This is a genomic window from Aeromicrobium sp. Root472D3 (assembly GCF_001426485.1).
Lineage (GTDB): Bacteria > Actinomycetota > Actinomycetes > Propionibacteriales > Nocardioidaceae > Aeromicrobium.
The window spans coordinates 2,446,945-2,471,744 of the sequence record NZ_LMET01000001.1; the positions used below are offsets into that span (position 1 = coordinate 2,446,945).

General features: G+C 72.8%; 23 protein-coding genes and 1 pseudogene. 7 read left to right on the forward strand and 17 right to left on the reverse strand.

Translation table 11 applies throughout. The features are described 5' to 3' along the window. Positions 1-19: 19 nt before the first annotated feature. Positions 20-1,567 carry an MFS transporter gene (locus tag ASD10_RS12095; protein WP_056608756.1) on the reverse strand — a complete coding sequence of 516 codons (1,548 nt, stop codon included), beginning with the start codon at positions 1,565-1,567 and terminating at the stop codon, positions 20-22. Positions 1,568-1,811: 244 nt separating this feature from the next. On the opposite strand from ASD10_RS12095, the gene ASD10_RS12100 reads away from it, so the two are divergent. Continuing rightward, on the forward strand, positions 1,812-2,294 hold the full coding sequence (locus ASD10_RS12100) for a DUF2231 domain-containing protein (RefSeq protein ID WP_056608759.1): 483 nt from the start codon (positions 1,812-1,814) through the stop codon (positions 2,292-2,294). Then, entirely contained in the window at positions 2,291-3,025 is a 735-nt protein-coding gene (locus tag ASD10_RS12105) for a VIT family protein (RefSeq protein ID WP_056608762.1), read from the forward strand. The genes ASD10_RS12100 and ASD10_RS12105 overlap by 4 nt, the downstream gene beginning before the upstream one ends. On the opposite strand, the gene ASD10_RS12110 is transcribed toward ASD10_RS12105, so the two are convergent. The 6 genes from ASD10_RS12110 to ASD10_RS12135 all read right to left on the reverse strand — a co-directional run bounded on the left by ASD10_RS12110 (position 3,018) and on the right by ASD10_RS12135 (position 11,212). Then, complete coding sequence (locus tag ASD10_RS12110; RefSeq protein WP_162248853.1) at positions 3,018-3,605, reverse strand: GNAT family N-acetyltransferase; 588 nt, start codon at positions 3,603-3,605, stop codon at positions 3,018-3,020. The two genes, ASD10_RS12105 and ASD10_RS12110, sit on opposite strands and share 8 nt — an antisense overlap. After that, positions 3,602-6,322: an HAD-IC family P-type ATPase gene (locus tag ASD10_RS12115; protein WP_056608768.1), complete on the reverse strand. Its 2,721-nt coding sequence runs from the start codon at positions 6,320-6,322 to the stop codon at positions 3,602-3,604. Before ASD10_RS12115 ends, ASD10_RS12110 begins: the two co-directional genes overlap by 4 nt. Further along, positions 6,319-7,254, reverse strand: a complete 936-nt coding sequence (locus ASD10_RS12120) for a carbamate kinase (protein WP_056608770.1) — start codon at positions 7,252-7,254, stop codon at positions 6,319-6,321. Before ASD10_RS12120 ends, ASD10_RS12115 begins: the two co-directional genes overlap by 4 nt. A 1-nt stretch (position 7,255) precedes the next feature. Then, positions 7,256-8,305, reverse strand: coding sequence for an ornithine carbamoyltransferase (gene argF / locus ASD10_RS12125; protein WP_082556301.1), 1,050 nt, complete (start codon positions 8,303-8,305; stop codon positions 7,256-7,258). Further along, entirely contained in the window at positions 8,302-9,531 is a 1,230-nt protein-coding gene (locus ASD10_RS12130; protein ID WP_056608772.1) for an arginine deiminase, read from the reverse strand. Before ASD10_RS12130 ends, argF begins: the two co-directional genes overlap by 4 nt. A gap of 157 nt (positions 9,532-9,688) precedes the next feature. After that, entirely contained in the window at positions 9,689-11,212 is a 1,524-nt protein-coding gene (locus tag ASD10_RS12135) for a YfcC family protein (RefSeq protein WP_056608775.1), read from the reverse strand. Positions 11,213-11,393: 181 nt separating this feature from the next. Here ASD10_RS12135 and ASD10_RS12140 point away from each other — a divergent pair, with 181 nt between their 5' ends. Next, positions 11,394-13,973 carry a cation-transporting P-type ATPase gene (locus tag ASD10_RS12140; RefSeq protein ID WP_056608779.1) on the forward strand — a complete coding sequence of 860 codons (2,580 nt, stop codon included), beginning with the start codon at positions 11,394-11,396 and terminating at the stop codon, positions 13,971-13,973. Further along, complete coding sequence (locus ASD10_RS12145; protein ID WP_056608782.1) at positions 13,970-14,410, forward strand: DUF1003 domain-containing protein; 441 nt, start codon at positions 13,970-13,972, stop codon at positions 14,408-14,410. The genes ASD10_RS12140 and ASD10_RS12145 overlap by 4 nt, the downstream gene beginning before the upstream one ends. Before the next feature lie 37 nt (positions 14,411-14,447). Here the strand turns inward: ASD10_RS12145 and ASD10_RS12150 are convergent, their stop codons facing one another. The 4 genes and pseudogenes from ASD10_RS12150 to ASD10_RS19610 form a co-directional block, all read right to left on the reverse strand. After that, complete coding sequence (locus ASD10_RS12150) at positions 14,448-15,278, reverse strand: universal stress protein (RefSeq protein WP_056608785.1); 831 nt, start codon at positions 15,276-15,278, stop codon at positions 14,448-14,450. Further along, positions 15,265-16,110 carry a universal stress protein gene (locus tag ASD10_RS12155; RefSeq protein ID WP_056608788.1) on the reverse strand — a complete coding sequence of 282 codons (846 nt, stop codon included), beginning with the start codon at positions 16,108-16,110 and terminating at the stop codon, positions 15,265-15,267. The genes ASD10_RS12150 and ASD10_RS12155 overlap by 14 nt, the downstream gene beginning before the upstream one ends. Before the next feature lie 109 nt (positions 16,111-16,219). Then, positions 16,220-16,855, reverse strand: coding sequence for a zinc-binding dehydrogenase (locus ASD10_RS19205; RefSeq protein ID WP_200938263.1), 636 nt, complete (start codon positions 16,853-16,855; stop codon positions 16,220-16,222). Next, a pseudogene (locus tag ASD10_RS19610) lies at positions 16,844-17,419 on the reverse strand (alcohol dehydrogenase catalytic domain-containing protein); the annotation flags it as partial. The pseudogene ASD10_RS19610 and the gene ASD10_RS19205, both read right to left, overlap by 12 nt. Before the next feature lie 185 nt (positions 17,420-17,604). Between ASD10_RS19610 and ASD10_RS12165 the strand changes: the two are divergent. Next, positions 17,605-17,916, forward strand: a complete 312-nt coding sequence (locus ASD10_RS12165; RefSeq protein ID WP_056608791.1) for a hypothetical protein — start codon at positions 17,605-17,607, stop codon at positions 17,914-17,916. A gap of 110 nt (positions 17,917-18,026) precedes the next feature. On the opposite strand, the gene ASD10_RS19545 is transcribed toward ASD10_RS12165, so the two are convergent. The 3 genes from ASD10_RS19545 to ASD10_RS12180 form a co-directional block, all read right to left on the reverse strand. Next, positions 18,027-18,863 (reverse strand): universal stress protein, encoded by an 837-nt coding sequence (locus ASD10_RS19545; RefSeq protein ID WP_056608794.1) that lies wholly within the window; start codon positions 18,861-18,863, stop codon positions 18,027-18,029. 128 nt (positions 18,864-18,991) lie between these two features. Continuing rightward, the gene (locus ASD10_RS12175; protein ID WP_200938265.1) at positions 18,992-19,630 is read right to left on the reverse strand and encodes a response regulator transcription factor; all 639 of its coding nucleotides are present in this window, start codon (positions 19,628-19,630) and stop codon (positions 18,992-18,994) included. A 99-nt stretch (positions 19,631-19,729) separates the two neighbouring features. After that, positions 19,730-20,587, reverse strand: coding sequence for a universal stress protein (locus ASD10_RS12180; RefSeq protein WP_056608797.1), 858 nt, complete (start codon positions 20,585-20,587; stop codon positions 19,730-19,732). A 125-nt stretch (positions 20,588-20,712) separates the two neighbouring features. Between ASD10_RS12180 and ASD10_RS12185 the strand changes: the two genes are divergently transcribed. Further along, on the forward strand, positions 20,713-21,384 hold the full coding sequence (locus ASD10_RS12185; RefSeq protein ID WP_056608801.1) for a BON domain-containing protein: 672 nt from the start codon (positions 20,713-20,715) through the stop codon (positions 21,382-21,384). A gap of 52 nt (positions 21,385-21,436) precedes the next feature. Next, on the forward strand, positions 21,437-22,942 hold the full coding sequence (locus ASD10_RS12190) for an acetyl-CoA hydrolase/transferase family protein (protein WP_056608803.1): 1,506 nt from the start codon (positions 21,437-21,439) through the stop codon (positions 22,940-22,942). Between the two features lie 16 nt (positions 22,943-22,958). Here ASD10_RS12190 and ASD10_RS12195 read toward each other — a convergent pair whose 3' ends face one another. From ASD10_RS12195 to ASD10_RS12205, 3 genes are read right to left on the reverse strand one after another with little or no spacing between them, the layout of a single operon-like run. Next, positions 22,959-23,468 carry a flavodoxin domain-containing protein gene (locus ASD10_RS12195; RefSeq protein ID WP_056608806.1) on the reverse strand — a complete coding sequence of 170 codons (510 nt, stop codon included), beginning with the start codon at positions 23,466-23,468 and terminating at the stop codon, positions 22,959-22,961. Continuing rightward, a complete protein-coding gene (locus ASD10_RS12200) occupies positions 23,465-23,944 on the reverse strand; it encodes a universal stress protein (protein WP_056608807.1) in 480 nt (159 codons plus the stop codon). Before ASD10_RS12200 ends, ASD10_RS12195 begins: the two co-directional genes overlap by 4 nt. Beyond that, on the reverse strand, positions 23,941-24,774 hold the full coding sequence (locus tag ASD10_RS12205) for a universal stress protein (RefSeq protein WP_056608810.1): 834 nt from the start codon (positions 24,772-24,774) through the stop codon (positions 23,941-23,943). Before ASD10_RS12205 ends, ASD10_RS12200 begins: the two co-directional genes overlap by 4 nt. Positions 24,775-24,800: the final 26 nt, after the last annotated feature.

Genomic DNA, 24,800 nt, shown 5'->3' on the forward strand with positions numbered 1-24,800 from the left:
GGCCTGCGCCCGCGGCCGGTCAGGCGTGGGGACGCTCGCCGCTGACGACGTGGTCGGCGTGGTTCAGTCCCTCGCGGACGAGTCGCTCGACGTGCCCGCCACGCAGCGAGTACAGGGCCGTCCGCCCCTCGCGCAGGACGTCGACGACGCCGGCCCGGCGCAGCTTGGCCAGGTGCTGGCTGACCGACGTGCGGGACGCGTCGACGGCCTCGACGAGGGCCGTGACGGTCTGCGGCCCCTCCGTCATCAGCCACAGCAGCTCGAGGCGGGTCGGCTCGCCGAGCATCGCGAAGATCTCCGAGCCGTGCGCCAGTCGCGTGGCGTCGGGGCGCGCGGGGTGGTCGAGACTGGCGTCCTCGGACGGTTCGGGCGATGACCAGGTCATGGCAGCGACGGTAGCGGCCAGCGCGGCCACCACGGCGAGCGCCGCCGTCGCGGCGGGGACCCCGGCGGCGCGACCGACCCATCCGGCCACGGGGTAGGCGAACAGGTAGCAGGCGTGCGACAGCGAGAAGTGGGCCGCGAACGCCGCCGGCCGCTCGGCGTCCGAGGCGGCGGACGTGATGACCTGACCCGTCGGCGTCAGCACCGCCGAGCCTGCCGCGCCCAGGACGAACCAGACGACCAGCAGCGTCGGCCAGGTCGGCGAGGACGTCACGAGCACCGCCGCGCCCAGGGCGGCGGTGACGGCGATCGCGCCGCCCAGCATGACCTGCCGCTCCGAGCGGCGGCGCAGCACCCGCGGCAGCGCGAGCGCCACGACCATCGATCCGGCACCGAACACGCCGAACGCGACGGCCACCGAGTCGGCGCCGCCGCCCAGCGTCCCGCGCGTCACGACGACGGTGTTCACGAGCACCGTGGCGGTCGCACCCGCCGCGGCCAGGTCGAGGGCGACGACCGCACGCAACCGGGGTCGGCCCGCGAACAGGCGCACGCCCGCCGTCAGCCGGCGACGGAACGGCTCGGACCCCTCCACGGGTACCGCTCCCCCGCCCTGCCGCGAGCCCAGCACCAGCAGCGCCGAGCCCACGAAGCCGATCGCGGTGCCGACGAACAGGCCGTGGTACGAGACGACCAGCAGCGCGATGGCGGCCACGAGCGGGCTCAGCACGGCCTCGAGGTCGTAGGCGAGCCGCGAGAACGACAGCGCCCGCGTGTAGTCGTCCTTGCGCGGCAGGACCGTCGGCAGCAACGCCTGGTAGGTCGGCGTGAACGTCGCCGAGGCGGCCTGCAGCACGAAGATCAGCACGTACACCTGCCACACCTGGTCGACCCAGGGCAGCGTCGCGGCCACCAGGACCCGCACGACGTCCGAGCCGACCAGGACGACACGTGGCGCGAGCCCGGCCACGATCGCGGCCATGGCCGGGGCGACGCCCACGTACGCCACCATCTTGACCATCAGCGCCGTCGCGACCACGGCTCCGGCCGACCCCGGGGCGATGTCGTACGCCAGCAGGCTCAAGGCGACCGTCAGCAGACCCGTCCCGAGCAGCGCCACGACCTGGGCACCGAGGAGACGGCGGTAGGGCGCGGAGCGCAGCGCGGACGAGGCAGTGGACATGCCGACACAATATGTGCACGTTCACGCACACGTCGAGTCGAGGGGGCGCCGCCGTCGCGGGGACGTCTGGCACTGGTGGTCGCGGCGCCGCGCCGACACGATCGGGTCGTCGTCCCGATTTGACCAGGATTTGACGCGGGCATGACCCGGCCATGAGGCGACGAGACCGAGACTCTCCAGGTGGCTGCCGTCACGCACGCGCTGCGCCACCACCTCCCCCGCTCCCACCTCCCGAAGGACGCCCATGCCGAACGACTTCTACGGCCTCCCGCTGCACCCGCTGATCGTCCACGCGACGGTCGTGATCATCCCGCTGGCGGTCCTGACCGTGATCCTCGGCGCCGTGTGGCCGCGATTCCGCGCGTGGGCCGGGCCGCTCCCGGTCGGCCTCAGCCTGGTCGGCCTGGTCCTCGTCCCCCTGAGCACGTCGACCGGCGAGACGCTCGAGAAGCACGTCGAGCGGTCGGCCCTGCTGGAGAAGCACACGCAGATCGCCGAGGGGCTGCTCCCGTGGATGATCGCGCTGTTCGTGCTGTCGGCGGTCGGCTACGCGCTCCACTGGCGCAGCACCCGGGGCCACTCCGTGACCCGGGCCGTCACGGTCGCTGTCTCGGTGCTGGCGATCGTCGCCGCCGTCGGGGCGTCCGTGCAGGTGGCCCGCATCGGGCACAGCGGGGCCAAGGCTGCCTGGGACGACACCGACATGAGCTCCTCGGCCCGTCCGTGAGCGGCCCCGAGGGCCAGGAGGTCCCGGCCGCCCACGAGGACGAGGCGCACGACGGCGGCATGGCCGTGCGGCTCAACTGGCTGCGTGCCGGCGTCCTCGGCGCCAACGACGGCATCGTGTCGACGGCGGGTCTCGTCGTCGGCGTCGCCGGCGCGACGTCGTCGCGTGGCGCGATCTTCACCGCCGGACTGGCCGGGCTGGTCGCCGGCGCCGTGTCGATGGCGCTCGGCGAGTACATCTCCGTCAGCAGCCAGCGCGACAGCGAGAGGTCGCAGCTCGCGCTCGAGCGCCGCGAGCTCGTCGAGCTGCCGGACCAGGAGCTCGACGAGCTCGCGGCGATCTACCGGCGCAAGGGCCTGTCCACGGCCACGGCCAGGCTCGTGGCCGAGGAGCTGACCGAGCACGACGCCCTCGCGGCCCACGCCGACGCCGAGCTGCACATCGACCCCGACGGGCTCACCAACCCGTGGCACGCCTCGGCCGCGTCCGCCGTCGCGTTCACGCTCGGTGCCCTGCTCCCCCTGGCGGCGATCCTGCTCGCTCCGGCCGGCGTCCGCGTCGTCGCGACCGTGCTGATCGTCCTGATCGCCCTGGCGGTGGCGGGGACGCTCAGCGCGCGCCTCGGTCACAGCAGCATCCGCCGCGCCGTCACGCGCGTCGTGGCCGGTGGGGCGGCCGGCCTGATGCTGACCTACCTGATCGGGCGGCTGTTCGGCACCGCCGTCAGCTGAGCCCCTCGAGGTCTCGCGCGCGACGTGCGGCCTCCGACGCGGCTGCGTGCTCGACCGATGCGTCGCGCGCCCCCGTGTCGAGCGCGGTGCTCATCCGGACGGACACCTCGGTGCCGTCGCGCCGGACGTGCACCGCGAAGCCGGCGTCCTCGAACACCTGCAGCATGGGGTGGTTCGTGGCCAGGACGTCCGCCACGAACCACGCGACGCCGGCGGCCCGGGCGTCCGCGGCGGCCCGCTCGAGCAGCAGCGTCGCGACGCCGCAGCCGTGCGCGTCGTCCGCCACCAGGAAGGCGACCTCGGCCGACGACGGGTCGAGCCGTTCGACGTCCGCGACGCCGAGCACCCGGTCGTCGCGGGTCAGCACGTAGGCCGTCACGGACGGCGATCCCGAGAACAGGTGGTCGAGGTGCCGCGGCACGGTGCTCGCGCCCAGGCCGAAGAACCGCGTGTAGAGGTTCTGCTCGCTGGTGCGGGCGAAGAGCTGCTCCAGCGCGGCGCGGTCGGACGCCACCAGCGTCCGCACCACCGCGTGCCTGCCGTCGGCCAGCACGACGGTCGCGGGCCGCGCCGCGCTCACGCGCCGACCACGCGGCGGGCGCGGCCCCGGCGCCACGTCTTCTCGACCACGACGACCGGGACGACCACGAAGCCGGCCGCCGCGGCAGCGACCCACTGCAGGGCGCCCAGGCCGCTCGACCCGAACACGTCCTGCATGAAGGGCACGTGGACGAACGCCGCCTGCAGGGCCACGACGGCGGCGATGCCGACGAACACGTAGCGGTTGGAGAACAGACCGATCGTGCGGACCGGCTCCTTCAGCGTGCGGCACGTCAGCAGGTAGAACGCCTGGAAGAACATCAGCGTCGTGACGGCGAGGGTCTGCGCCTCGGCGAGTGCGCCGTCGCCGGGCGTCCGGTCGCCCGACAGGGGCTGGCCCGTCACGTCGAGCGACACCAGGAAGACCCCGACCGCGACCGCGCACATCAGCACCCCGACGTAGGCCGTGCGCACCAGCACGAATCGCGACAGCAGCGGTTCGCGCGGATCGCGCGGCCGGTGCGACATGATCGCGGCCTCCGGGGCCTCGAACGCCAGCGGCAGGGCGAGCGAGACCGTCGCGATCAGGTTGATCCACAGGATCTGCACCGGCTCGACCGGCAGCACGGGCTGACCGCCGACGACGGGAAAGGCCAGCACCGCCACCACGATCACCAGTCCCTCGCCGACATTCGTGGGGAGGGCGAAGGCGAGGGCCTTGACGAGGTTGTCGTAGACCCGCCGGCCCTCGGCGATCGCGGTGCGCATCGTGCCGAAGTCGTCGTCGCCGAGCACGATGTCGGCGGCCTCCTTGGCCGCAGCGGTGCCGGCGAGGCCCATCGCGACCCCGACGTCCGCCTGCCGCAGCGCGGGGGCGTCGTTGACCCCGTCCCCCGTCATGGCGACGATCGCGCCACCCGTCTGGAGCGCCGTGACCAGACGCAGCTTGTGCTCCGGTGCCACGCGCGCGAAGACCCTGGTGCGTCCGACGCGCTCGAGCAGCTGGGCGTCGTCCAGCTCGTCGATCTCGGCACCCGTGAGCACCGGCAGGTCGCCGACGATGCCGAGCTCGCGCCCGATGGCCGCCGCGGTGGCGGGGTGGTCACCCGTGATCATCGTGACGTCGATCCCCGCCGCGTGGCACTCCGCGACGCTCTGGGCCACGCCGGCACGGGGCGGGTCGATCATCGCGACGAGCCCGAGGAGCTCGAGGGTGGGCGGCCACGACGCCACGTCGGTGACCTCGCCGCAGCACCGCGCGAACGCCAGCACCCGCATGCCCTGTCCCGCGAGCCGGTCGACCGCCTCGCGAGCCGGGACGGCCACGGCCTCGGCGACGTGCCCCAGGATCACCTCCGGTGCACCCTTGACGTACGTCATCGGCTCGGGGACGTCGTCGGGCGTCTCGACCACGCTCGCCATGTAGCGCCGGTCGGCGTCGAACGGCAGGAGGTCGACCCTCCGCCGGCGGGCCAGGTCGGCGCGCGACAGTCCGGCCCGGTCGGCCGCCGCGAGGAGGGCCCCGTCGGTCGGGTCGCCGTCGACGCGGCGGTGCGGACCCTCGCCCACCAGACGGCTCTCGTTCGCCAGCACCGCCGCCACGAGGAGGTCGCGCACCGAGGCCGGCAGGTCCGCCACCGGTTCCCCGTCCCGCACGACCCGCCCCTCGGCTGCGTAGCCCTCTCCCTCGAACGCCACCTCGGTGTCGGGCGTCCAGGCCCGGCGGACCACCATCTCGTTGCGCGTCAACGTGCCCGTCTTGTCGGTGCACACGACGCTGGTGGCCCCGAGCGTCTCGACCGCCGGCAGCTCGCGGACGATGGCACGGCGCGCGGCCATGCGCCGGACGCCGATCGCCAGGGCGATCGTGACGATCGCGGGCAGCCCCTCGGGGACGGCGGCCACGGCGAGCGTGATCGCCGCGAGCGCGGCGTCGGCCGGCGAGTAGCCCCTCAGCAGCGCGACCGCGAGCAGGACGACCGTGACGCCGGCGATGGTGAGGGTGACGCGCGATCCCATCCGGGCGATCGACCGGGTCAGGGGCGTCGTGGTCGCCTCGGTCCTCGTCACCAGCCCGGAGATGCGGCCCAGCTCGGTGCTGTCGCCGGTCTCGACGACGAGGCCGCGGCCCGTGCCGCTGCTGACGATGGTGCCGGCGTGCAGCACCGACGACCGCTCGGCGAGCACCGCGCCGGGTGCGACGCTGCGGCTCGACTTGTCGACCGGGACGGACTCGCCGGTCAGCGCCGACTCGTCGGCCCGCAGACCGTGGTCGTCGACGAGCCGCAGGTCGGCCACGACCTGGTCGCCGGACGACATCTCGACGATGTCGCCCGGTACCAGCTGTTCGGACGCCACGGCCGTCCAGTCACCGTCGCGCAGGGTGCTGGCCGGCGCCTCGACCATCTCCGCGAGTGCGCTGATGGCCCGCCCGGCGCGGAACTCCTGGACGAACCCGATCGCCGAGTTCAGCACGACGACGGCCAGGACGACGGCGCCGTTGACGACCTCGCCGAATGCGAGGGCGACGCCGGCCGAGGCGATCAGCGCGTAGATCAGCGGGCTCGCGAGCTGCCGCAGGACGACCTGCCACCACGCCGGCCCGTCCTGGTGCGCGAGGGTGTTCGGACCGTAGACGCGGGCTCGCCGGGCGGCCTCCTCGCTGCTCAGGCCGTCGCGCCCCGCCGACAGCGCCTCGAGGGTCTCGTCGACCTCGAGGTCGTGCCAGGTCGGGTGCCGGCCGTCGACCGCCGTCACGGACGGAACTCGATGCCGGTCGCGTCGGTCGTGACGACGGTCCCGGCCGTGCCCGCGAACATCTTGTCGATGTCGGTCAGCGACCCGATCACGGCCGACAGACCCGTCTCGCGGGCGAACTGGCCCGCGGCCCGCACCTTGGGGCCCATCGACCCGGCCGGGAAGTCGGCCGGATCGAGCGCGTCGGGGTGGGCGCGGGCCACGAGCCGCTGGTCCGGTCCGCCCCAGTCGGTGAAGACCCCGGCGACGTCCGTCGCGATCACCAGCAACCGGGCGCCGAGGTCGCGGGCGAGGACGGCGCTGGCGAGGTCCTTGTCGATGACCGCCTCGACCCCCACGAGGGTGCCCGTGGCCCGGTCGCGGGCCGTCGGCACTCCCCCGCCGCCCGCGCAGATCACGACACCGTGACGGTCGAGGATCCACTGGACCGCCTCGGTCTCCAGGATCCGGAGCGGGGTGGGCGACGGCACCACGCGGCGCATCGCGTCGCCGTCGGCCCTGACCTGCCACCCGTGGGTCGCCGCGAGCTCGTGGGCCTGCGCGGTCGTGTACACCGGGCCGACGAGCTTGGTCGGGTCGCCGAAGGCAGGGTCGTCGGCGTCCACGAGCGTCCGGGTGACCAGGGTCGCGACGACCCGCTCGTCGCCGAGCCGGTTGCCGAGCTCCTGCTCGATCAGGTACCCGAGCATCCCCTCGGTCTGCGCCCCCAGGACGTCGAACGGGTACTCGCTGACCTCGTCGTACGACGCGGCCTGCAGCGCCAGCAGGCCGACCTGCGGGCCGTTGCCGTGCGAGACGACGAGGTCGTGCTGACGGGCGACGTGCGCCAGCGGGACGCACGCCTCGGCGATCGACGCGCGCTGGCTCGCCACCGTCATGGGCTCCCCCCGGCGCAGGATCGCATTGCCCCCGAGGGCGACGACGACGAGCACGTCAGCGGGTCTCGAGCGTGGCCACGAGGACGGCCTTGATCGTGTGCATCCGGTTCTCGGCCTGGTCGAAGACGATCGACCGCTCCGACTCGAAGACGTCGTCGGTGACCTCGAGGCACGTCAGTCCGGTGCGCTGGTAGATGTGGTCCCCGACCTCGGTCCGACGGTCGTGGAACGCCGGCAGGCAGTGCATGAACTTCACGTCTGGGTTGCCGGTCAGCGCGATCATCTCGGCGTTGACCTGGTAGGCCGACAGCAGGGCGATGCGCTCGTCCCAGGCAGCTTCGGGCTCGCCCATCGACAGCCACACGTCGGTGTAGACGAAGTCGACCCCCGTGACCCCGTCGCTGACGTCGGTCGTCGGGAGGATCCGTGCTCCGGTGCGCGTCGCGATGTCCTTCGCGGTGGTGACGACGGACTCGTGGTTCTGCAGCTCCATCGGCGACACCATGCGGACGTCCATGCCCATCATCGCCCCGGCCACCAGCAACGAGTTCGCGGTGTTGTTGTGGGCGTCGCCGCAGTACGCGAACGAGATCTCGCCGGCCGGCTTGTCGCTGTGCTCGATCATCGTGAGCATGTCGCACAGCGACTGGGTCGGGTGCCACTCGTCGGTGAGGCCGTTCCACACCGGCACGCCGCTGGACGCGGCGAGCTCCTCGACGCCGGCCTGCGAGAAGCCGCGGTACTCGATCCCGTCGAACATCCGGCCGAGGACCCGGCCGGTGTCCTTCACGGACTCCTTGTGCCCCATCTGCGACCCGGACGGGTCGAGGTACGTCACGTGGGCGCCCTGCTCGTGCGCGGCGACCTCGAAGGCGCACCGGGTGCGGGTCGACGACTTCGCGAAGATCAGCGCGAGGTTCTTGTCCTGCAGACGCTGGTACTCCCGCCGGCCCGAGGCGCGCTCGGCCTTGAGCTCCTTGGCCAGCTCGAGGAGGCCGTGCCACTGCTCGACCGTGACGTCGAGCTCCTTGGTGAAGCTGTGCCCGAGCAGGCCCAGGTGGTTGGTCGCGACGGGGTCGCTGAGCGTGCGGTCGAGGGATGTCATGCCGAGACCCCGTCCCGGACGATCGGGCACGTCATGCAACGGGGTCCGCCACGGCCCCGCCCGAGCTCGGACCCGACCACCGGGATGACCTGGATGCCGTTCTCGGCGAGGTACGCGTTGGTCGTGGTGTTGCGTTCGTACCCCATGATCACGCCGGGCGAGACCGCGAGGAAGTTGTTGCCGTCGTCCCACTGCTCGCGGGCCGCGCCCATCCGCGTGGTCGGGACGCGCAGCACCCGCAGCTTGTCGACCTCGATCGCCTCGGCGACCGTCTCGAAGAGCTCGGCGTTCTCGGCGACCCGGTACGAGCCGTCGGCCCCCTCGGGGGTCAGGGTGAACGACCGCGGGTCGTCCGGCAGGTAGGGGTAGACGCAGAAGGCGTCCCGGTCGATCATCGTCATGGCCGTGTCGAGGTGCATGAAGGCCCTCGACTTGGGCAGCTCGACGACGATGACCTTGGTGGCGGTCCCGGTCTCGAACAGCCGGCGGGCGAGCATCTCGACACCCTGCGGGCTGGTGCGCTCCCCCATGCCGATCATGACGGCGCCGTTGCCGATGACGGTGATGTCGCCGCCCTCGATCGTGGCGGGCTCGTGGTCGAGTGCGTCGTTGCCGTAGAGGAACGTGAACTCGGCACCCGTGAACATCGGGTGGAAGTTGTACACGACCTGGGAGTTGATGGTCTCCCGCTTGCGGGCGGGCTTCGACATCGGGTTGACCGACACGCCGCCGTACATCCACGCGGAGTTGTCGCGCTGGAAGAGGTGGTTCGGCAGCGGGGTCAGCAGGAAGTCCTCGTCGTCCAGGTACTCCATGAGGAGGCTGGAGACCTTCAGTCGGGAGGCGAGCTCGCGCTTGAGGACACCGCCGATCATCAGGTCGGCCAGCTCGTCGGCCGGGGTCTGGTGGACGAGCCCGTCGAGCGGGGCGTCGAGGGCCGGTCCGAACCGCGTGGCCGTCGTGAGCTGGTCCTGCAGGAACTCACGGGCCCCGGGCTCGTCGATCGCGGTGGCGAGCAGCTCGGCGAAGTGGTGCACCGTGGTGCCGCGTCCGCGCAGCTGTGCGACGAAGGCGTCGTGCTCCTCGCGCGCCCGCTCGGCCCACATGACGTCGTCGAACAGCAGGGAGTCGACGTTGGCGGGGGTCAGCCGGGACAGCTCGCTGCCCGGTCGGTGCACGATGACCTCGCGCAGCTCGCCGACCTCTGAATCAACGTGGAACGTCATGGCAGTTCTCCTGTGTGGTGCAGCGTGGGTGCACGGTGGTCCGCGCGGGACGGATGCCCTGTCCCCACCGTCGCCGGTCGACGCCCGCGGCGGCACCGCCGGGAGACCGGCCCGGGCGGGACCTTCCGCCCTGGGTGCGTGCCGGAGGTCCACCTCGTCACAGCGCCGAGCCGATCGCGACGAACGCCGTGCACAGCACCACGAGGCCCAGCAGCAGCGGCCACACGAAGCGGAGGTACTCGTCGTAGCGCACCTTGGCGAGCGCCAGACCGCCCATCACGACGGCCGACGTGGGGGTGATCAGGTTGACGACGCCGGACGCCGACTGGAACGCCGTGATGACCATCGAGCGGGGGACGCCGGCGAAGTCGCCCAGCGGCGCGAGGATCGGCATCGCGAGGGCGGCATGACCCGAGGTCGAGGGCACCAGGAACGCCAACGGGATGTTGATCAGGAACATCGTCGCCCCGAACACCCCTGCCGACGACCCGTTGACGACGTCCTCCATCGAGTGCAGGACCGTGTCGGTGATCTGCGAGTTGCTCATGATGACGGTGATCCCGCGGGCCAGCACGATGATCAGGCCGACGCCGATGAAGTCGCCGGCGCCGCGCACCAGGGTGTCGGTCAGGCCCTTCTCGCCGAGCCCGCCGATCAGTCCGACGAGGATCGACATCACGACGAACAGCGCGGCGAGCTCGGGGAAGTACCAGTCGAGCTGCCAGCCGTAGCTCGTGGCGTCGGGGCCGCCGATGACCTGGGCCCACGGGACGATCGCGAAGATCATGAACGCGAAGGTCGTCCCGACGACGGCCAGGACGCTCTTCTGCTGACCGGTCAGTGCGGGCGCCTCGCCCACCCCCAGGGCGATGAGCTCGGCATCGCCCTCGCGGGCGGTGACCCTCGACCTCGACGGATCGGCCTTGACCCTCTTGGCGTACCGCAGCACGAACAGGACGCCGACGGGCACGAGGACCACGTACATCAGGAGCCGGAACCCGATGCCGTTGCCGATCGACACGCCGGCGGCCTCGGACGCGACGCCCGTGGCGAACGGGTTCACGGTGGAGGCCAGCACGCCGATGCCGGCTCCGACCAGGATCGTCGCGACGGCGACCATGCGGTCGTACCCCAGCGACAGCGCCAGCGGGATGACCAGGGCGTAGAACCCCAAGGTCTCCTCGGCCATCCCCTCGGTGGTGCCCCCGAGGGAGAACAGCACCATCAGGAGCGCGATCACGATGACGCCGTGCGACTGGAAGCGTCGGGCGACGCGCGCGATGCCGGCGTCGATCGCGCCGGTCCTCATCGACATCGTGATGAAGATGCCGATGGCCAGGACGAACATGAACACGCCGACCGCGCCGAACAGCTCGCCGGACTCGTAGGGTCCGATGAAGCCGCCCTCGCCGGCCTTGACCCCGTACAGGCCGTTGATGGGCGCCATGAACAGCTGCATCAGGCGGTCACCGAAGCTGAGGCCGGCGTCGACGCCGGCGTAGCTGCCGGGGATCGGGGCCCCGTCTCCGTCGAGCTCGTACGCACCGGTCGGCACGATGAAGGCGAGCAGCCACACCGCGACCGTCACCCCGAACAGGACGGTGAACGCGCTCGGGAACCGGAAGCCGTGCCTCTTCGGCTTCGTCGGGACGGTGGGGGTCTCGCGAGTGGACGTGGACATGGTCGATCTCCCGGAGCTCGGTGATGGTGACCCCACCGTCGTGGCTGCCGGGCGCTCGACGCAGGGCACAACGTCCCCGCACGCGTCGCGAGTCGTCCCGAGTGCGTGCGGCGCCAGAGGTCCGTGACATGTGGGACCACCGGCGGTGTCCACCTGCCCCCGGGCCCTCCACAGTCGGGGCGTGACCACCTCCACCGCGCCCCGGGACGGCCTGACCGACGCCGAGGTCCTGGTGCGCCGCGAGCGCGACGGACGCAACCTGCTGCCGCCCCCGCGGCGGACGCCCGCGTGGCGCCTCCTCCTCGCCCAGATGACGCACTTCTTCGCCGGCATGCTCTGGGTCGCGGCCGCCCTCGCACTGCTGGCCGGGATGGTGCCGCTGAGCGTGGCGATCGCGGTCATCGTGGTGCTGAACGGCGCCTTCGCCTTCGCGCAGGAGTACCGGGCCGACGCGGCCGCCGAGAGGCTGGGGTCGATGATGCCGGCCCGCGCGCGGGTGCGTCGCAACGGCGGCACGACCGACGTCGACGTGTCCGACCTGGTGCTGGACGACGTCGTCGTCCTCGCCGCGGGCGACAGGATCGGCGCCGACCTCACCGTCGTGCAGTCGTCGGGACTGTCGGTCGACGAGTCGATGCTGACCGGCGAGAGCCTCCCGGTCGAGCGGGCGCCGGGCGACACCGTGCGCGCCGGCACGTTCGTCGTCCAAGGGGACGCCCAGGGCACCGTGTGCGCGGTCGGGACGTCGACGGAGCTGGCCGGCATCGCCGCTCTCACCGCGACCGCCGAGCGACCGCCGAGCCCCCTCGCGCGCCAGCTGCACCGGCTCGTGCTGGTCGTCGCCGCGATCGCCGTGACGGTCGGCGTCGTGCTGTCGTCGGCGTCGCTCGTGCTCGGCTCGACCGTGACCCAGGCGCTGCTGTTCGGGGTGGGCGTGATGGTCGCGCTGGTGCCGGAGGGCCTGCTGCCGACCGTGACCCTCTCGCTCGCCCGCGGAGCGGAGCGGATGGCGGCCGAGCACGCCCTGGTGCGCCGCCTCGAGGCGGTCGAGACGCTCGGCGCCACGACGTTCATCTGCACCGACAAGACCGGCACCCTCACCCGCAACGAGATGTCCGTCGTCGAGGTGTGGACGACAGAGGGGGTCGTCGCCGTCACCGGCACGGGCTACGACCCGGCCGGCGCGTCGACCGGGAACGCGCGGGCCCGCGTGCTGGCGGCCGCCGCCGGACGGTCCGCCGTCGCCTGCGTCGTCGGACGTGCGGTCCTGCGCGACGGTGCCTGGGCGGCGGAGGGAGACCCGATGGACGCCTCGCTGGACGCCTTCTCGCAGCGCATGGGCGAGTCTGTCGCGACCCGCCCGCCACCGCGGGTCCGACTCCCCTTCACGTCCGAGCGGATGTTCAGTGCTGCCGTCCTCGACGACCGGGGCGTCGTCATGGGCGCCCCCGAGACGATCGTCGCGCGCTGCGGCGGGCTCGACGTGCCCCGGGCGCTCGGTGCACTCGCCGACATGTCGGCGCGCGGGCGACGGGTCGTGGCCGTCGCGCGGGCCCGCACCCCCGTCGAGGAGTCGACCGAGGCCGGCCTGACCGCCGCGATCGACGCCGACCTCGAGCTCCTCGCGCTGATCGGCATCCGCGACCCGCCGCGCGCCGACGTGGCCGACGCCATCGCCACGTGCCACCGGGCCGGCATCCGCCTCGCCATGGTGACCGGCGACAGCGCGGCGACCGGTGCCGCGATCGCGACCGAGATCGGTCTCCTGGGGCCGAAGGGCACCGTCGTGGAGGGCAAGGACCTGCCCGCCGGCGACGAGGACGTCGCCGAGCTGCTCGACCGGGCCGACGGCGCGGTCGTCGCCCGCGTCACGCCCGCCGACAAGCTGCGGATCGCCCGTGCGCTCCGCTCCCGGGGGCACGTCGTGGCCATGACCGGTGACGGGGTCAACGACGCCGCCGCGCTGCGCGAGGCCGACGTGGGGGTCGCGATGGGTCGGTCGGGCAGCGACGTCGCCCGCGAGTCGGCCGACCTGGTGCTGCTCGACGACAACTTCGCCACGATCCCCCGGGCCGTCGAGCTGGGCCGCGGGACCTTCGCCAACATCCGGCGCTTCCTGACGTTCCACCTGACCGACAACGTGGCCGAGCTCGTGCCCTTCGTCGCCTGGGCCATGACGGGCAGCGAGATCCCCTTGGCCATCGGGGTGCTGCAGGTGCTGGCGCTCGACATCGGCACCGACATGCTCCCGGCGCTGGCCCTCGGCGCCGAGCCGTCGAACGCGCGCACGATGAGCGGACCGCCCCGCACGACGGACGTCGTCGACGGCGCGCTGCTGCGCCGGGCGCTGCTGGTCCTCGGCCCCGCCGAGGCCGCCCTGTCGATGGGCGCCTTCCTCGCCGTCATGACGGCGGGCGGGTGGACCTACGGCGCGGACGCCTCGGACCACCTGCTGGCCGTGGCGTCCGGTTCGGCCTTCGCCGTGATCGCCGCCGCCCAGATGGCCAACGCCTTCGTCTGCCGCAGCGAGACCCGACCGGCCTGGACCGTCGATCCCCGACGGAACCCGTGGGTCGTCGGCGCGGTCGCGGTCGAGGCCGTGCTGCTCGTGGTCTTCCTCGGCGTGCCGTGGCTCTCCGAGCTGCTCGGCGGCGCGTGGCCGTCGGCCACCGGGTGGCTGTTCTGCCTCGTCGCGGTCGTCACCCTCCCCCTCGTCGACGCGGCCCACAAGCTGCTGGTCCACCTGCGGGCGCACCGATGACCGCCGGCTCGCACCAGGGCCCGGCGGACGGACGGTCGACCCACCCGGTCGTGACGGCCTTCCACGACCTGCGCCGGCACGACCTCCAGGTACGGGTCGCCGACGCCATCACGTCGTTCGCCGGGTCGATGCGCTTCGTGTACCTGCACGCGGCCGTGTTCCTCCTGTGGATGCTGGTGGTGGAGTCGACGCCGTGGCCCACCCTGACGCTCATCGTCTCGCTCGAGGCCATCTTCCTGTCGACGTTCGTGCTGATCGGGCAGAACCGGCAGGCGGCGTTCCAGCTGGCCAAGGCCGACCACGACTTCGTCCAGCAGGAGCTCGAGCTGCAGACCAACACCGAGCTCACCCGGGCGATCCACGTCATGACGACCGAGCTCCACCGACGGGCCACCGCGCCGGGCGCCCACCGCGACCGCGACCGGCAGCCTCGCTGACCCGGTGACCCGGTGACCCGCTGACCGGCCGCGGTCGTCAGTGCGCCGGGGCCGAGCCGTAGTCGTCGGGCACGATCGCCACGGGACAGCGCGCCGCAGGCAGCACGAGCACGGCCACGGGGCGGGTGAGCGCGAAGGCGAGCCCGTGCCCGTGGGGCCGACGGACGACCAGCAACGAGGCGTTCCCGGTCGCCTCGAGGCACGCGTCGACCTCGTCGACGCGCAGGTGGGACGGCTCGACGTCCACCGCCGCGGCCGGGGCGTCCGACGGGACCGCGCCCGGTCGCTGCGAGGTCGTCTCCCCCGCGGCGTGGAGGACGTGCAGGCTCTCACCGCGAAGACCGGCCTGCTCGAGGCCGTACCGCAAGGGCCCCGCCGTGGACGCGTCACCGTCCGACGCCAGCACGACCCCGCCACTCGGCGCCTCGGGGCGCTCCGCGCTCGGGACCACCACGACGGGGCACGCGGCCCTCAGGGCCAGGTGACCCGAGAGGTCGCCCCCGACCATCCACTCCAGCCAACCCACCCCGTCGGCGGCACCGACGACCACGACCTGTGCCGTCATCGCCTCCTGCACCAGGCAGGGGCCGGGCTCCCCCCGCACCAGGACGTACTCGACGTGCAGCTCGTGACCGGACTCGTCGACGACCTCTCGGGCGCGCGCCAGCACCTCGGTGGCCGCGGCGCGCACCGTCTCGTCGGGGTCGGGGCCGAAGTACAGGTCACCGGCCAGTGCGGCGTAGCAGTGCACGAGGCGGACGGGTGCGCCGAGCCGTGCCGCCTCGTCCAGCCCGTACAGGACGACGGAGGGCCGGTCGTCGACGACGCCGACGACGACCGGCCCGACGTGTCGATCAGGGGCGGGCATAGTCCAGCGGGACGACCGCGACGGGGCACTGGGCCTTGCGCAGCACCGTCAGGGCGATGGGTCGCGCCTTCGCGAAGGGGGTCGAGTGGCCGTGATGACGTCCGATGACGACCAGCGACGCCTCTGCGGTCGCCTGGATGCACTCGTCGACCGGCGCCCCGTCGGTCGTCGACCGGAACACCGACACGTCGGGGTACTGCTCCTTCCACCCCGCGACGATCTCGGCGACGTTGGCGTGGTGGTTCTGGAAGTCCTCGCGCAGCGTCGCCTCGGGAGCGGCGTGCAGCACGTGCAGCGCCTCCTGACGGGCGTCGGCCTGCTCGAAGGCGTAGCGCAACGGGCCCGCCGCCGACGTGTCGCCGTCGACCGTGACGACCACCCCGCCCGTCCCGGTTCCCGGGACGTTGCGCTCGGGGACGACGACCACGGGGCACGCCGCGGTGCGTGCGAGGTGGCCGGACATCTCTCCTCCGAGGAACCGGTCGAACCACGGCACGTCGTCCGATCCGAGCACCAGCGCCGCCGCCCGGGTGGCTGCCTCGGACAGGACGTCGACGGGCGACCCGTCGGTCATGACGTACTCGACCTCCAGGTCGACGCCGGAGTCCGCCACGACCGCCGCGGCGGCGTCGAGCACCTCCTGGCCCTCGACCCGCATGGCACCGAGCGTCTCGGACCCCACGTAGAAGGCCGACGCCGGGCTGGGCAGGGCCCAGCAGTGGACGACCCTGAGCGGTCTGCGGAGCCGCACGGCCTCGGCGACGGCGTACGCGACCGCGGCGGGCTGCTTGTCGGCGACGCCGACCAGGACCGGGAAGTGATTCGTGTGCATGGCGTCTCCTGGGTGAGGTGGTCCTGCCACTCTCGCTCCCGCCGACCCCGGCGCCCACCGGCCGATGGCCTCGTCCCGCGGGACGATCGTCCCACCGGCCGCGCGGGCGTCAGAACTCGAACACGAGACGCGCCGGGACCGAGCCCGAGAGCACGTCGGCGATCGCCGCGTTGACGTCGTCGAGCTTGCGCCCCTCCGCCACGACCCTGGTGCGGCCCAGCCGGTGCAGCTCGAAGACCTCGGCGAGGTCGCCGCGGGTGCCGACGATCGACCCGATGATGCTGATGCCCTTGATGACGGTGTCGAAGATCGGGATGCTCAGGTCGCCGTCGGCGGGCATCGCGACGCACACCAGCCGGCCGCCCGGGCGCAGGGACGCGAAGGCCTGCTCGAACGAGCGCGGCGAGACCGCGAAGGCCAGGGCGACGTCGGCGCCCCCCAGCCGCCGGATGGCCTCGACCGGGTCGGTCGCGCGGGCGTCGACGGTGTGGTGGGCCCCGAGCTCGACGGCCAGGGTCAGCTTCTCGGGCTCGACGTCGATGCCGATCACGGTGCCCCCGACGATGTGGGCGTACTGCACCGCCAGGTGTCCCAGCCCCCCGATGCCGAAGACGGCGACGTTCTCGCCCGGCTGCACGTGCGCGACCTTGACGGCCTTGTACGCCGTGAGACCCGCGCAGGTCAGCGGCGCCGCGTCGACGGGCTCGACCCCGGGCGGGACGGCGACCGCGAAAGCCGCCGTCACGACGGCGTACTCGGCGAAGGCCCCGTCGGTGGAGTAGCCGCTGTTGACCTGGTCCTGGCAGAGCGTCTCGCGGCCGTCGAGGCAGTAGCGGCAGGTGCCGCAGGCGCCTCAGAGCCAGGCGATCGAGACGCGGTCACCCAGGCCGTGGTCCGTGACTCCGGGACCCAGCTTCTCCACGATGCCGATGCCCTCGTGCCCGGGTGTCCTCGGCAGGGTCGGCTTGACGGGCCAGTCGCCGTGCGCTGCGTGGATGTCGGTGTGGCACAGGCCGCAGGCCTCCATCCGGACGAGCACCTGGCCTGCGGCGGGCTCGGGGACGGGGAGCTCCATGACCTGGAGGGGCTGGCCGAACGCGGTGACGACTGCTGCCTTCATGACGGGTGGTCCGATCTGGTGGGCGACGGGGCGGAGGTGGTCGCACGGGCGGTCACCGCCTCCAGCCTGTGCCGGTCCCGGCTGCCCGGACAGGGCACGTGGTCCCGGTCCAGCGCCCCTGGCCGACGGGACGTCCGGCCCCCGCGGTGGTGTCCTGGGACCGTGGGGACGACCGGTGACCCGGCGCATCGTGGACGTCACCCCCGACCCGGTCGGGTCGAGCTCACAGGAGGCGCCATGACACGAACCGCCCGTCGGGCACCCCGGGCACCCCGGGCCCCACGTCGTCCTCACGTCCGGCGGGCCGCCGTCGTGGCGGCCCTGGCCGCCGCCCTGTCCCCCGTGCGACCCCAGCACCGCGCACGGTCGACGACATGACGACCACCTCGACCTCCGACGACACCGCGGCGCTCCCCCGGCGCGTCCGACGGTGGGCGGTCGCCTCCGGGCTGGTCGGGATCGGGGTCGGGTCGCTGGCCACCGTCCTCGTCATCGGTCACGCCGACGTCCCGTCGCAGGACCCTGCCTCGGTACGGCTCTCGGACGTGGGATCGGCGTGCCGCGACTGGATGTCGTCGGGAGGAGCCGCGGACCGCGACGACCAGCGGTGGTGCACCGACATGGTCGACTGGATGGACGACCACCTGTCGGGTCGCACCGGCACCTGGATGATGCACGACCGCTGACGGCACCGTTCGCGGCCAGACCGGGGCCGCTGTGCCGGGAACCCGTGGCGCACAGGACGTCGAGGGGCCGCGGTCGATCGGGGCTCGATCCGGTGCCCTCGCGGGGACGCTCAGCGCGCCGGCGCCGGGACGATGACGACGGGGCAGCGGGCGAGCCTCGCGCAGGTCTCGCCGACCCCGCCCAGCGCGCTGTGGATCAGTCCGCTCGTGCCGTGCCGGCCGACGACCAGCAGCACGGCGTCCCGCGAGGCGTCGAGCAGCCGGTCGGCCGCCTCACCCTGCACCACGACCGACTGGGGGGCCGGGGTCGGCAGCCGGGACGCGACGGTCGCGACGGCGTCCACCGCGTCCTGACGTGTCCGGGCGACGGCTGCCCCGGACGTGCCGTACACCCCGACGAGCCGGAGCGTGCAGGCTGTCTGCGCGGCCATGGCGACCGCCCACCCGACGGCGGCCGTGCTCGCCGGCGAGCCGTCGACGCCCACGCAGATCACCCCACCCGCGGAGGGAACCGCGGTCGGCGTCGAGACCGTCGGATCAGCCTCCGCCGAGTAGGCCCACCCCTCGGGGCCGGAGGCGCGGACGACCTCGCCGTGGCGGTCGACCTCGACCAGCAGCGTCTCGCTGCGCCGGCGCAGGCGGACCAGGAACGGGTCGAGCAGTGCCGCCACGGGGTCACGCGGCGTCTCGACGACCAGCAGGTCGACCCCGCGGCCCTCGCGCGCCAGGACGTCGACGGGGTCGCCGTCGAGCTCCTCGGTGACCACCGGCAGCCCCAGCTCGGTGCGGTCCTCACGGTGGTCCGTCGACACCCGGACGACACGGACCGTCGCCGACTCCTCGAGGGCCACCTCCAGCGCGTAGGCCAACGAGCCGGAGCACCTGTCGTCGACGACCCCGACCACGATCGACCGGGTGCCGGGTCGTGCGTCGCGAACGGTCGTCATGACACCTCTTGCGTCGATGCTGGGCGGCCGAGGTCGGACGACCCAGCTCTCAGGCCGGACACTTCCGTGACCGCGACCGCCACGGCACCGCCGAACCGCCTCGGACGTGAGGCCGTTGGTCCCTCAGGTCACGGGCTCATCAGGCGCGTCGCGAAGACGGCGGCCTGGGTGCGGCTGACCAGGCCGAGCTTCGCGAGCACGTTCGACATGTAGTTCTTGACCGTCTTCTCGGCCAGGAACAGGCGATCGCCGATCTGCTTGTTGGTCAGGCCCTCGGCCACCAGCTCCAGGATCCGCCGCTCCTGGGCACTGAGGCTCTTGAGCTCCTGCGGCTCCTCCGGTCCACCGTCGCGCAGTCGCTCCATCACCTTGGCCGTGACGCTCGGGTCGAGCAGGGACCCGCCGCCGGCCACGTGCCGGACGCCGCTCAGCAGGTCCTGGCTCGTCACCTGCTTGAGGATGTACCCAGCGGCCCCGGCCATGATGGCCGCGAACAGCGCCTCGTCGTCGTCGAACGACGTCAGGATGATGGCCTTGACCGACGGTTCCGCGGACCGGATCTGCCGGCACACCTCGATGCCGCTGCCGTCGGGCAGGCGGGCGTCGAGGATCGCCACGTCCGGGCGCAACGCCGGTATGCGGGCAGTCGCCGCCGCGGCCGTGCCCGCCTCCCCGACGACCTCGATGTCGCCCCCGCTCTCCAGCAGCTTGCGGAGGCCCATGCGGACCATCTCGTGGTCGTCGAGCAGGAACACACGTATCGTCACCCAGATCTCCTCGTCGACACCTCATGCCAACGCTCCAGTATGAGCGGGTGCTGGCCCACGGTCAGGGCACAAGGTCCCGCTATCTGCGCCAGGGGTCCGTCAGGCGTCGTGGTCGGGCGGGACGACGGCCACCGGGCAGCTGGCGCGCACGATGACCGCGCGGGCCAGCGAGTCGTGCAGCTGCGCCGCGAGGTGGTCGTCGTGCGGCCTCCCGAGGACCAGGATGCCGGTGCGCTCGAACGACTCGACCGTCGCGAGGTCCGCCGCTCCGGCCACGACCCTCGTCTCGACCCAGACGTGTGGGTACGTCGCCCGCCACGACTGGATCAACCGGTGCATGTCGTGCCACGGGATGCCGCCGTCGTGGGGATCGTCCGACTCCTGCACGTGGATGATGTGGAGGACGTCGCTGTGGCGTGCCGCCTGCTCGAACGCGTAGCGGAGCGGGCCGTGGGCCACCGTCCGGCTGTCGAGCAGCAGCGTGACACCTCTCGGCGCGCCCCTCGCCCGCCAGTCGTCGGGCACCACGACGACCGGGCACGACGCCCTGTGCGCCATGGCTCGCGCGACGCGGCTCCGGAAGAGCCGCGCGTACCACGGCACGCCCTCGTCCTGACCGAGGACGAGCAGGCGTGAGGTCGCCGCCATCGCCTCCAGGACGGTCGACGGGGTGCCGCGCTCGAGCACGGGGTGGATCGTCAGGTGGGCGTGTCCCGCCGACGCGATGTCGACCGCTGCGGCCAGCACGTCGCGCGCGGAGCCCTCGAAGGAGGCGTCGATGTCGTAGCCGTAGGCCGCGCTCATCGACCGCGGTGGGCTCGGCGGAACGGCGTACACGTGCACGATCCTCAGGTCGCACCCGGCGAGACCGGCCTCCTCCGCCGCGAACCCCATCGCACCGCGTTGACCGTCGGCGACGCCGACCGTGACCGGACGGCCGAACCCTGCCTGCGCCATGTGACCTCCTGGAAGCGGTGCCTCCATCGTCGACCGGCCGCGGGGGCGCGCCAACCGCCGGAGGACCCTCCGGCTCGGGACGGGAGGCCCTGCCCGCCGACGGCCCGTCACGCGATGGTCGGATCATGACCACCACCACCACCGCACACCACGACCACCTCGTCCAGGAAGACGTCTCGGAGGAGCTGGCCTGGGCACCCCAGGTCAACGACGCCGACGTCGGCGTCTCGGTGCACGACGGCGTCGTCACGCTCTCCGGGGAGGTCGACAGCTACACCGAGCGCGTCGAGGCCAAGAACGCGGCCCTGCGCGTCACGGGCGTCACGGTCGTCGTCAACGACCTGACGATCCGCGGCGGTGACCACCTCGAGCGCACCGACGCCGAGATCGCCGCGGCGGTCAAGCACGTGATCGACTGGTCGGCCGACCTGCCACGCGACGTGGTCCAGGTCGAGGTGCACGACCACGTGGTCGTGCTGACCGGCGAGGTGGAGTGGAACTACCAGCGCACCTCGGTCGAGCGGCTCGTCCGCGCCCTCGCCGGCGTGCACCAGATCGACAACCGCATCACGCTGACGGCGCGGGCCTCGGCCACCGACACCGCGCGGCTCATCAAGGACGCCCTCGTGCGTCACGCCCTGCTGGACGCCAACGCCATCTCGGTGACCGCGGTCGGCTCGGAGGTGACCCTCACGGGCACCGTGAGCACGTGGACCGAGAAGAACGACGCCGCCCGGGCCGCCTGGTCGTCGCCGCACACGTCGGCCGTGCACAACAAGATCAACGTCCACCCGTAGGTCGACCGACGGGCTGTGGCAGCATCGACTCGCCCCCTACCGGAAGCTGTCGATGTCACGCGTCTCCTGCCCGCTGCTGAGCTCACGGATCACCACGGCCGACTCGGCCTCGGCGCTGATCCGGCCGGGCGACAACGTCGGCTTCAGCGGGTTCACGGGGGCCGGCTACCCCAAGGCGGTGCCCGAGGCCCTGGCCCTGCGCATGGAGGCCGCCCACGAGCGCGGCGACGACTTCGCGATCAACCTGTGGACGGGGGCGTCGACCGCCCCGGACGCCGACGGCCGGCTCGCGCGCGCCCACGGCATCTCGTCGCGGCTGCCGTACAACTCCGACCCGACGCTGCGCCGACTCATCAACGCCGGCGAGGTCGCCTACCTCGACGAGCACCTCAGCCACTCCGCGCAGCGCATGTGGTTCGGCTTCTACGGCCAGCTCGACGTCGCCGTCGTCGAGGTCACGGCGGCCCTGCCCGACGGTCTCCTGATCCCCAGCACGTCGGTGGGCAACAACAAGACGTGGCTCGACCAGGCGGACCGGGTGATCCTCGAGGTCAACAGCTGGCAGCCCCGCGAGCTCGAGGGGTTCCACGACATCTACTACGGCACGGCCCTGCCGCCCCACCGCCGGCCGATCCAGCTCACCGAGCCGATGGAGCGGATCGGTGAGCCGTACCTGCGGGTCGACCCCGCGAAGGTCGTGGCGGTCGTCGAGACCCATCACCCCGATCGCAACTCCGCCTTCTCCGCACCCGACACGACCTCCGAGGCCATCGCCGACCACGTGCTCGACTTCGTCCGGCACGAGGTCGCGGCCGGCCGGATGCCCCCCGGGCTGCTGCCCCTGCAGTCAGGCGTCGGCAACGTCGCCAACGCGGTGCTGGCCGGGCTCGACGGGAGCGAGTTCACCGGGCTCACCGCGTTCACCGAGGTCATCCAGGACGCGATGCTCGACCTGCTCGACAGCGGCACCCTGGCGGCGGCCTCCGCGACGTCCTTCGGGCTGTCCGACCGGGGCGCCCGGCACTTCATGGACAACATCGACGCGTACAAGGGCAAGATCGTCCTGCGCAGCGAGGAGATCTCCAACCACCCCGAGCTGGTGCGGCGCCTCGGCGTCATCGCGATGAACGGCATGATCGAGGCCGACGTCTACGGCAACGTCAACTCGACGCACGTCATGGGCAGCGCCGTCATGAACGGCATCGGGGGCAGCGGCGACTTCACCCGCAACTCGTTCCTTAACTTCTTCCTCAGCCCGTCGACCGCCAAGAACGGGACCATCTCGACGATCGTCCCGATGGTCAGCCACGTCGACCACACCGAGCACGACGTCCAGGTCATCGTGACCGAGCACGGGCTGGCCGACCTGCGCGGCCTCTCCCCCACCGCACGGTCGGCCGTCGTGATCGACCGGTGCGCCGATCCGCGGTTCCGCGATCGTCTCCACGACTACTGCGCGCGGGCGTGGTCGGCCCGTCCTGACCAGCGGCACACACCGCACCTGCTCGGCGAGGCGCTGAGCTGGCACCAGCGCTACCTCGACACGGGGTCCATGTGACCCGTCGAGGGGCGCGTCACGCCCGCTGGAGCTCGTCGGCGATCTGACGGGCCCAGGCGTCGACGTCGTCCCAGCGGCGGTGGTCGCCGGGCGTCGCACCGACGGCCCTGACCACGACGCGCTCGACGAACGAGAGCTGTGCGTCGTCGAGCCTGCCGCCGAAGACCCGGTGCTCGTCGACCTCGTCCTCCTCGCCGAGGTCCGCCATGGCGTCGGCGGAGATCGTGCGGGCGTTCTCGTCCTCGGAGTCGGACACGGGGCCGGTGCTGAAGATCCAGAGGTGGTCGGGCGGCTCCTCGCGCAGGTGGTCCAGGGCGTGCGTGGCCGATCGCATCCAGCGGCCGTAGTAGACGGCGCTGCCGAGGACCACCGCATCGGCCTCGATCAGCCGCCGCGGGTCCGTCAGCCCGACGCGGGTCACGGTCCACGGGTCGCCGAGCGTTCCCGCGAGGTCGGCGGCGAGGCGGTCGGCGATCTCGGCGGTCGACCCGTGCCTGCTCGCCGCCGCCACGACCAACGACCTCACGACGAGCTCGCAGGGTCGTCATGCTCGCGCTCGACGAGCACCCGGCACGCCGAGTGGTGCACGACCTGATCGGTGACCGATCCCAGCAGCAGGCCGACGAAGCCGCCGTGCCCCCGGTCGGCCACGACGATCATGTCGACGTGGTGCGAGGCGTCCACGAGCTTCTCGGCGGCGTTCCCGTGGACGACCGTGACGCCGATCGCGATCTCGGGCTCCTCCCGTCGCAGTGACGCGACGTCGTGCTCGAGCGCCGCCAGCACCGCCTGCTCGAAGTCCTCGTACGACGGGGCGCGACCCGGGGCGAGGAACGCGACGGCCGGCGCCGTCGCGAGGGTCCAGGCACGGACCACCTCGACGTGGTTCCCGAACGCGGGTGCGCACCTGATCGCCGTGCGCAGGGCGCCGTCCGAGCCGGGCGAGCCGTCGTGCGCCACCAGGATGCCGCCGCGGGCCGTGATCGTCGTCGTGATGGTCATCGCGGGGGCACGACCGCGACCGGGCAGTGGGCGTGGCGCAGGACCCTCGCCGCCGCGGACCGCGACGCCGCGAAGGGGACGGCGTGCCGGTGCGGGCGGCCCATGACCACCAGGGCCGACTGCTCCGTGGCCCGCAGGATCGCGTCCTCGACCTCGTCATGACGGAAGGTCGCGAGGACCAGCACGTCGGGGAACCGCTCCCGCCAGTCCGCGAGGGCCCTCTCGACGTCGTCGCGCTCACGACCGGCCCGTTCGACCGGGGCCCCGACTCGGGTCACGTGCAGCACGTGCAGCGACGCCTCACGGCGCGACGCCTCGTCGAAGGCGAACCCGAGGGGGCCCTCCGCCGCGGTGTCGCCGTCGATCGTCACGACGACGTCCCCGTCGTGCCGACCCGGGTACGACAGCTCCGGGACGACGACGACCGGGCATGGCGCGTGCATCGCGAGGTGTCCGGCGATCCTCGTCCGGAGGATCCGGTCGTACCACGGCACGTCGTCCGAGCCGACGACGATCACCGCGGCGTCCGAGGCGGCTTCCTGCAGCACCATCTCGGCGGGTGTGCTCGTCAGCTCGTAGTCGGCGACGAGGTCGGGCGCCTCGTGCTCGACGAGCCGTCTGGCGTCGTCCAGCAGCTCGCGACCTGCCGCGCGCACGGCCTCGGAGGCGTCGAGCCCCCTGTAGACGTCGCCGGCCTGCGTGGCCACCCACGTCGAGTGGACGACCCGGAGCGGGACTCCCCGCAGCCGGGCCTCCGCGACCGCGACGAGCAGTGCCGTGGGTTGCTTGTCGACGACGCCGATGACGACGGGGTTGTCGGTGGTGCTCATGGTTCCTCCCAGTGGTGGCGGGTGCT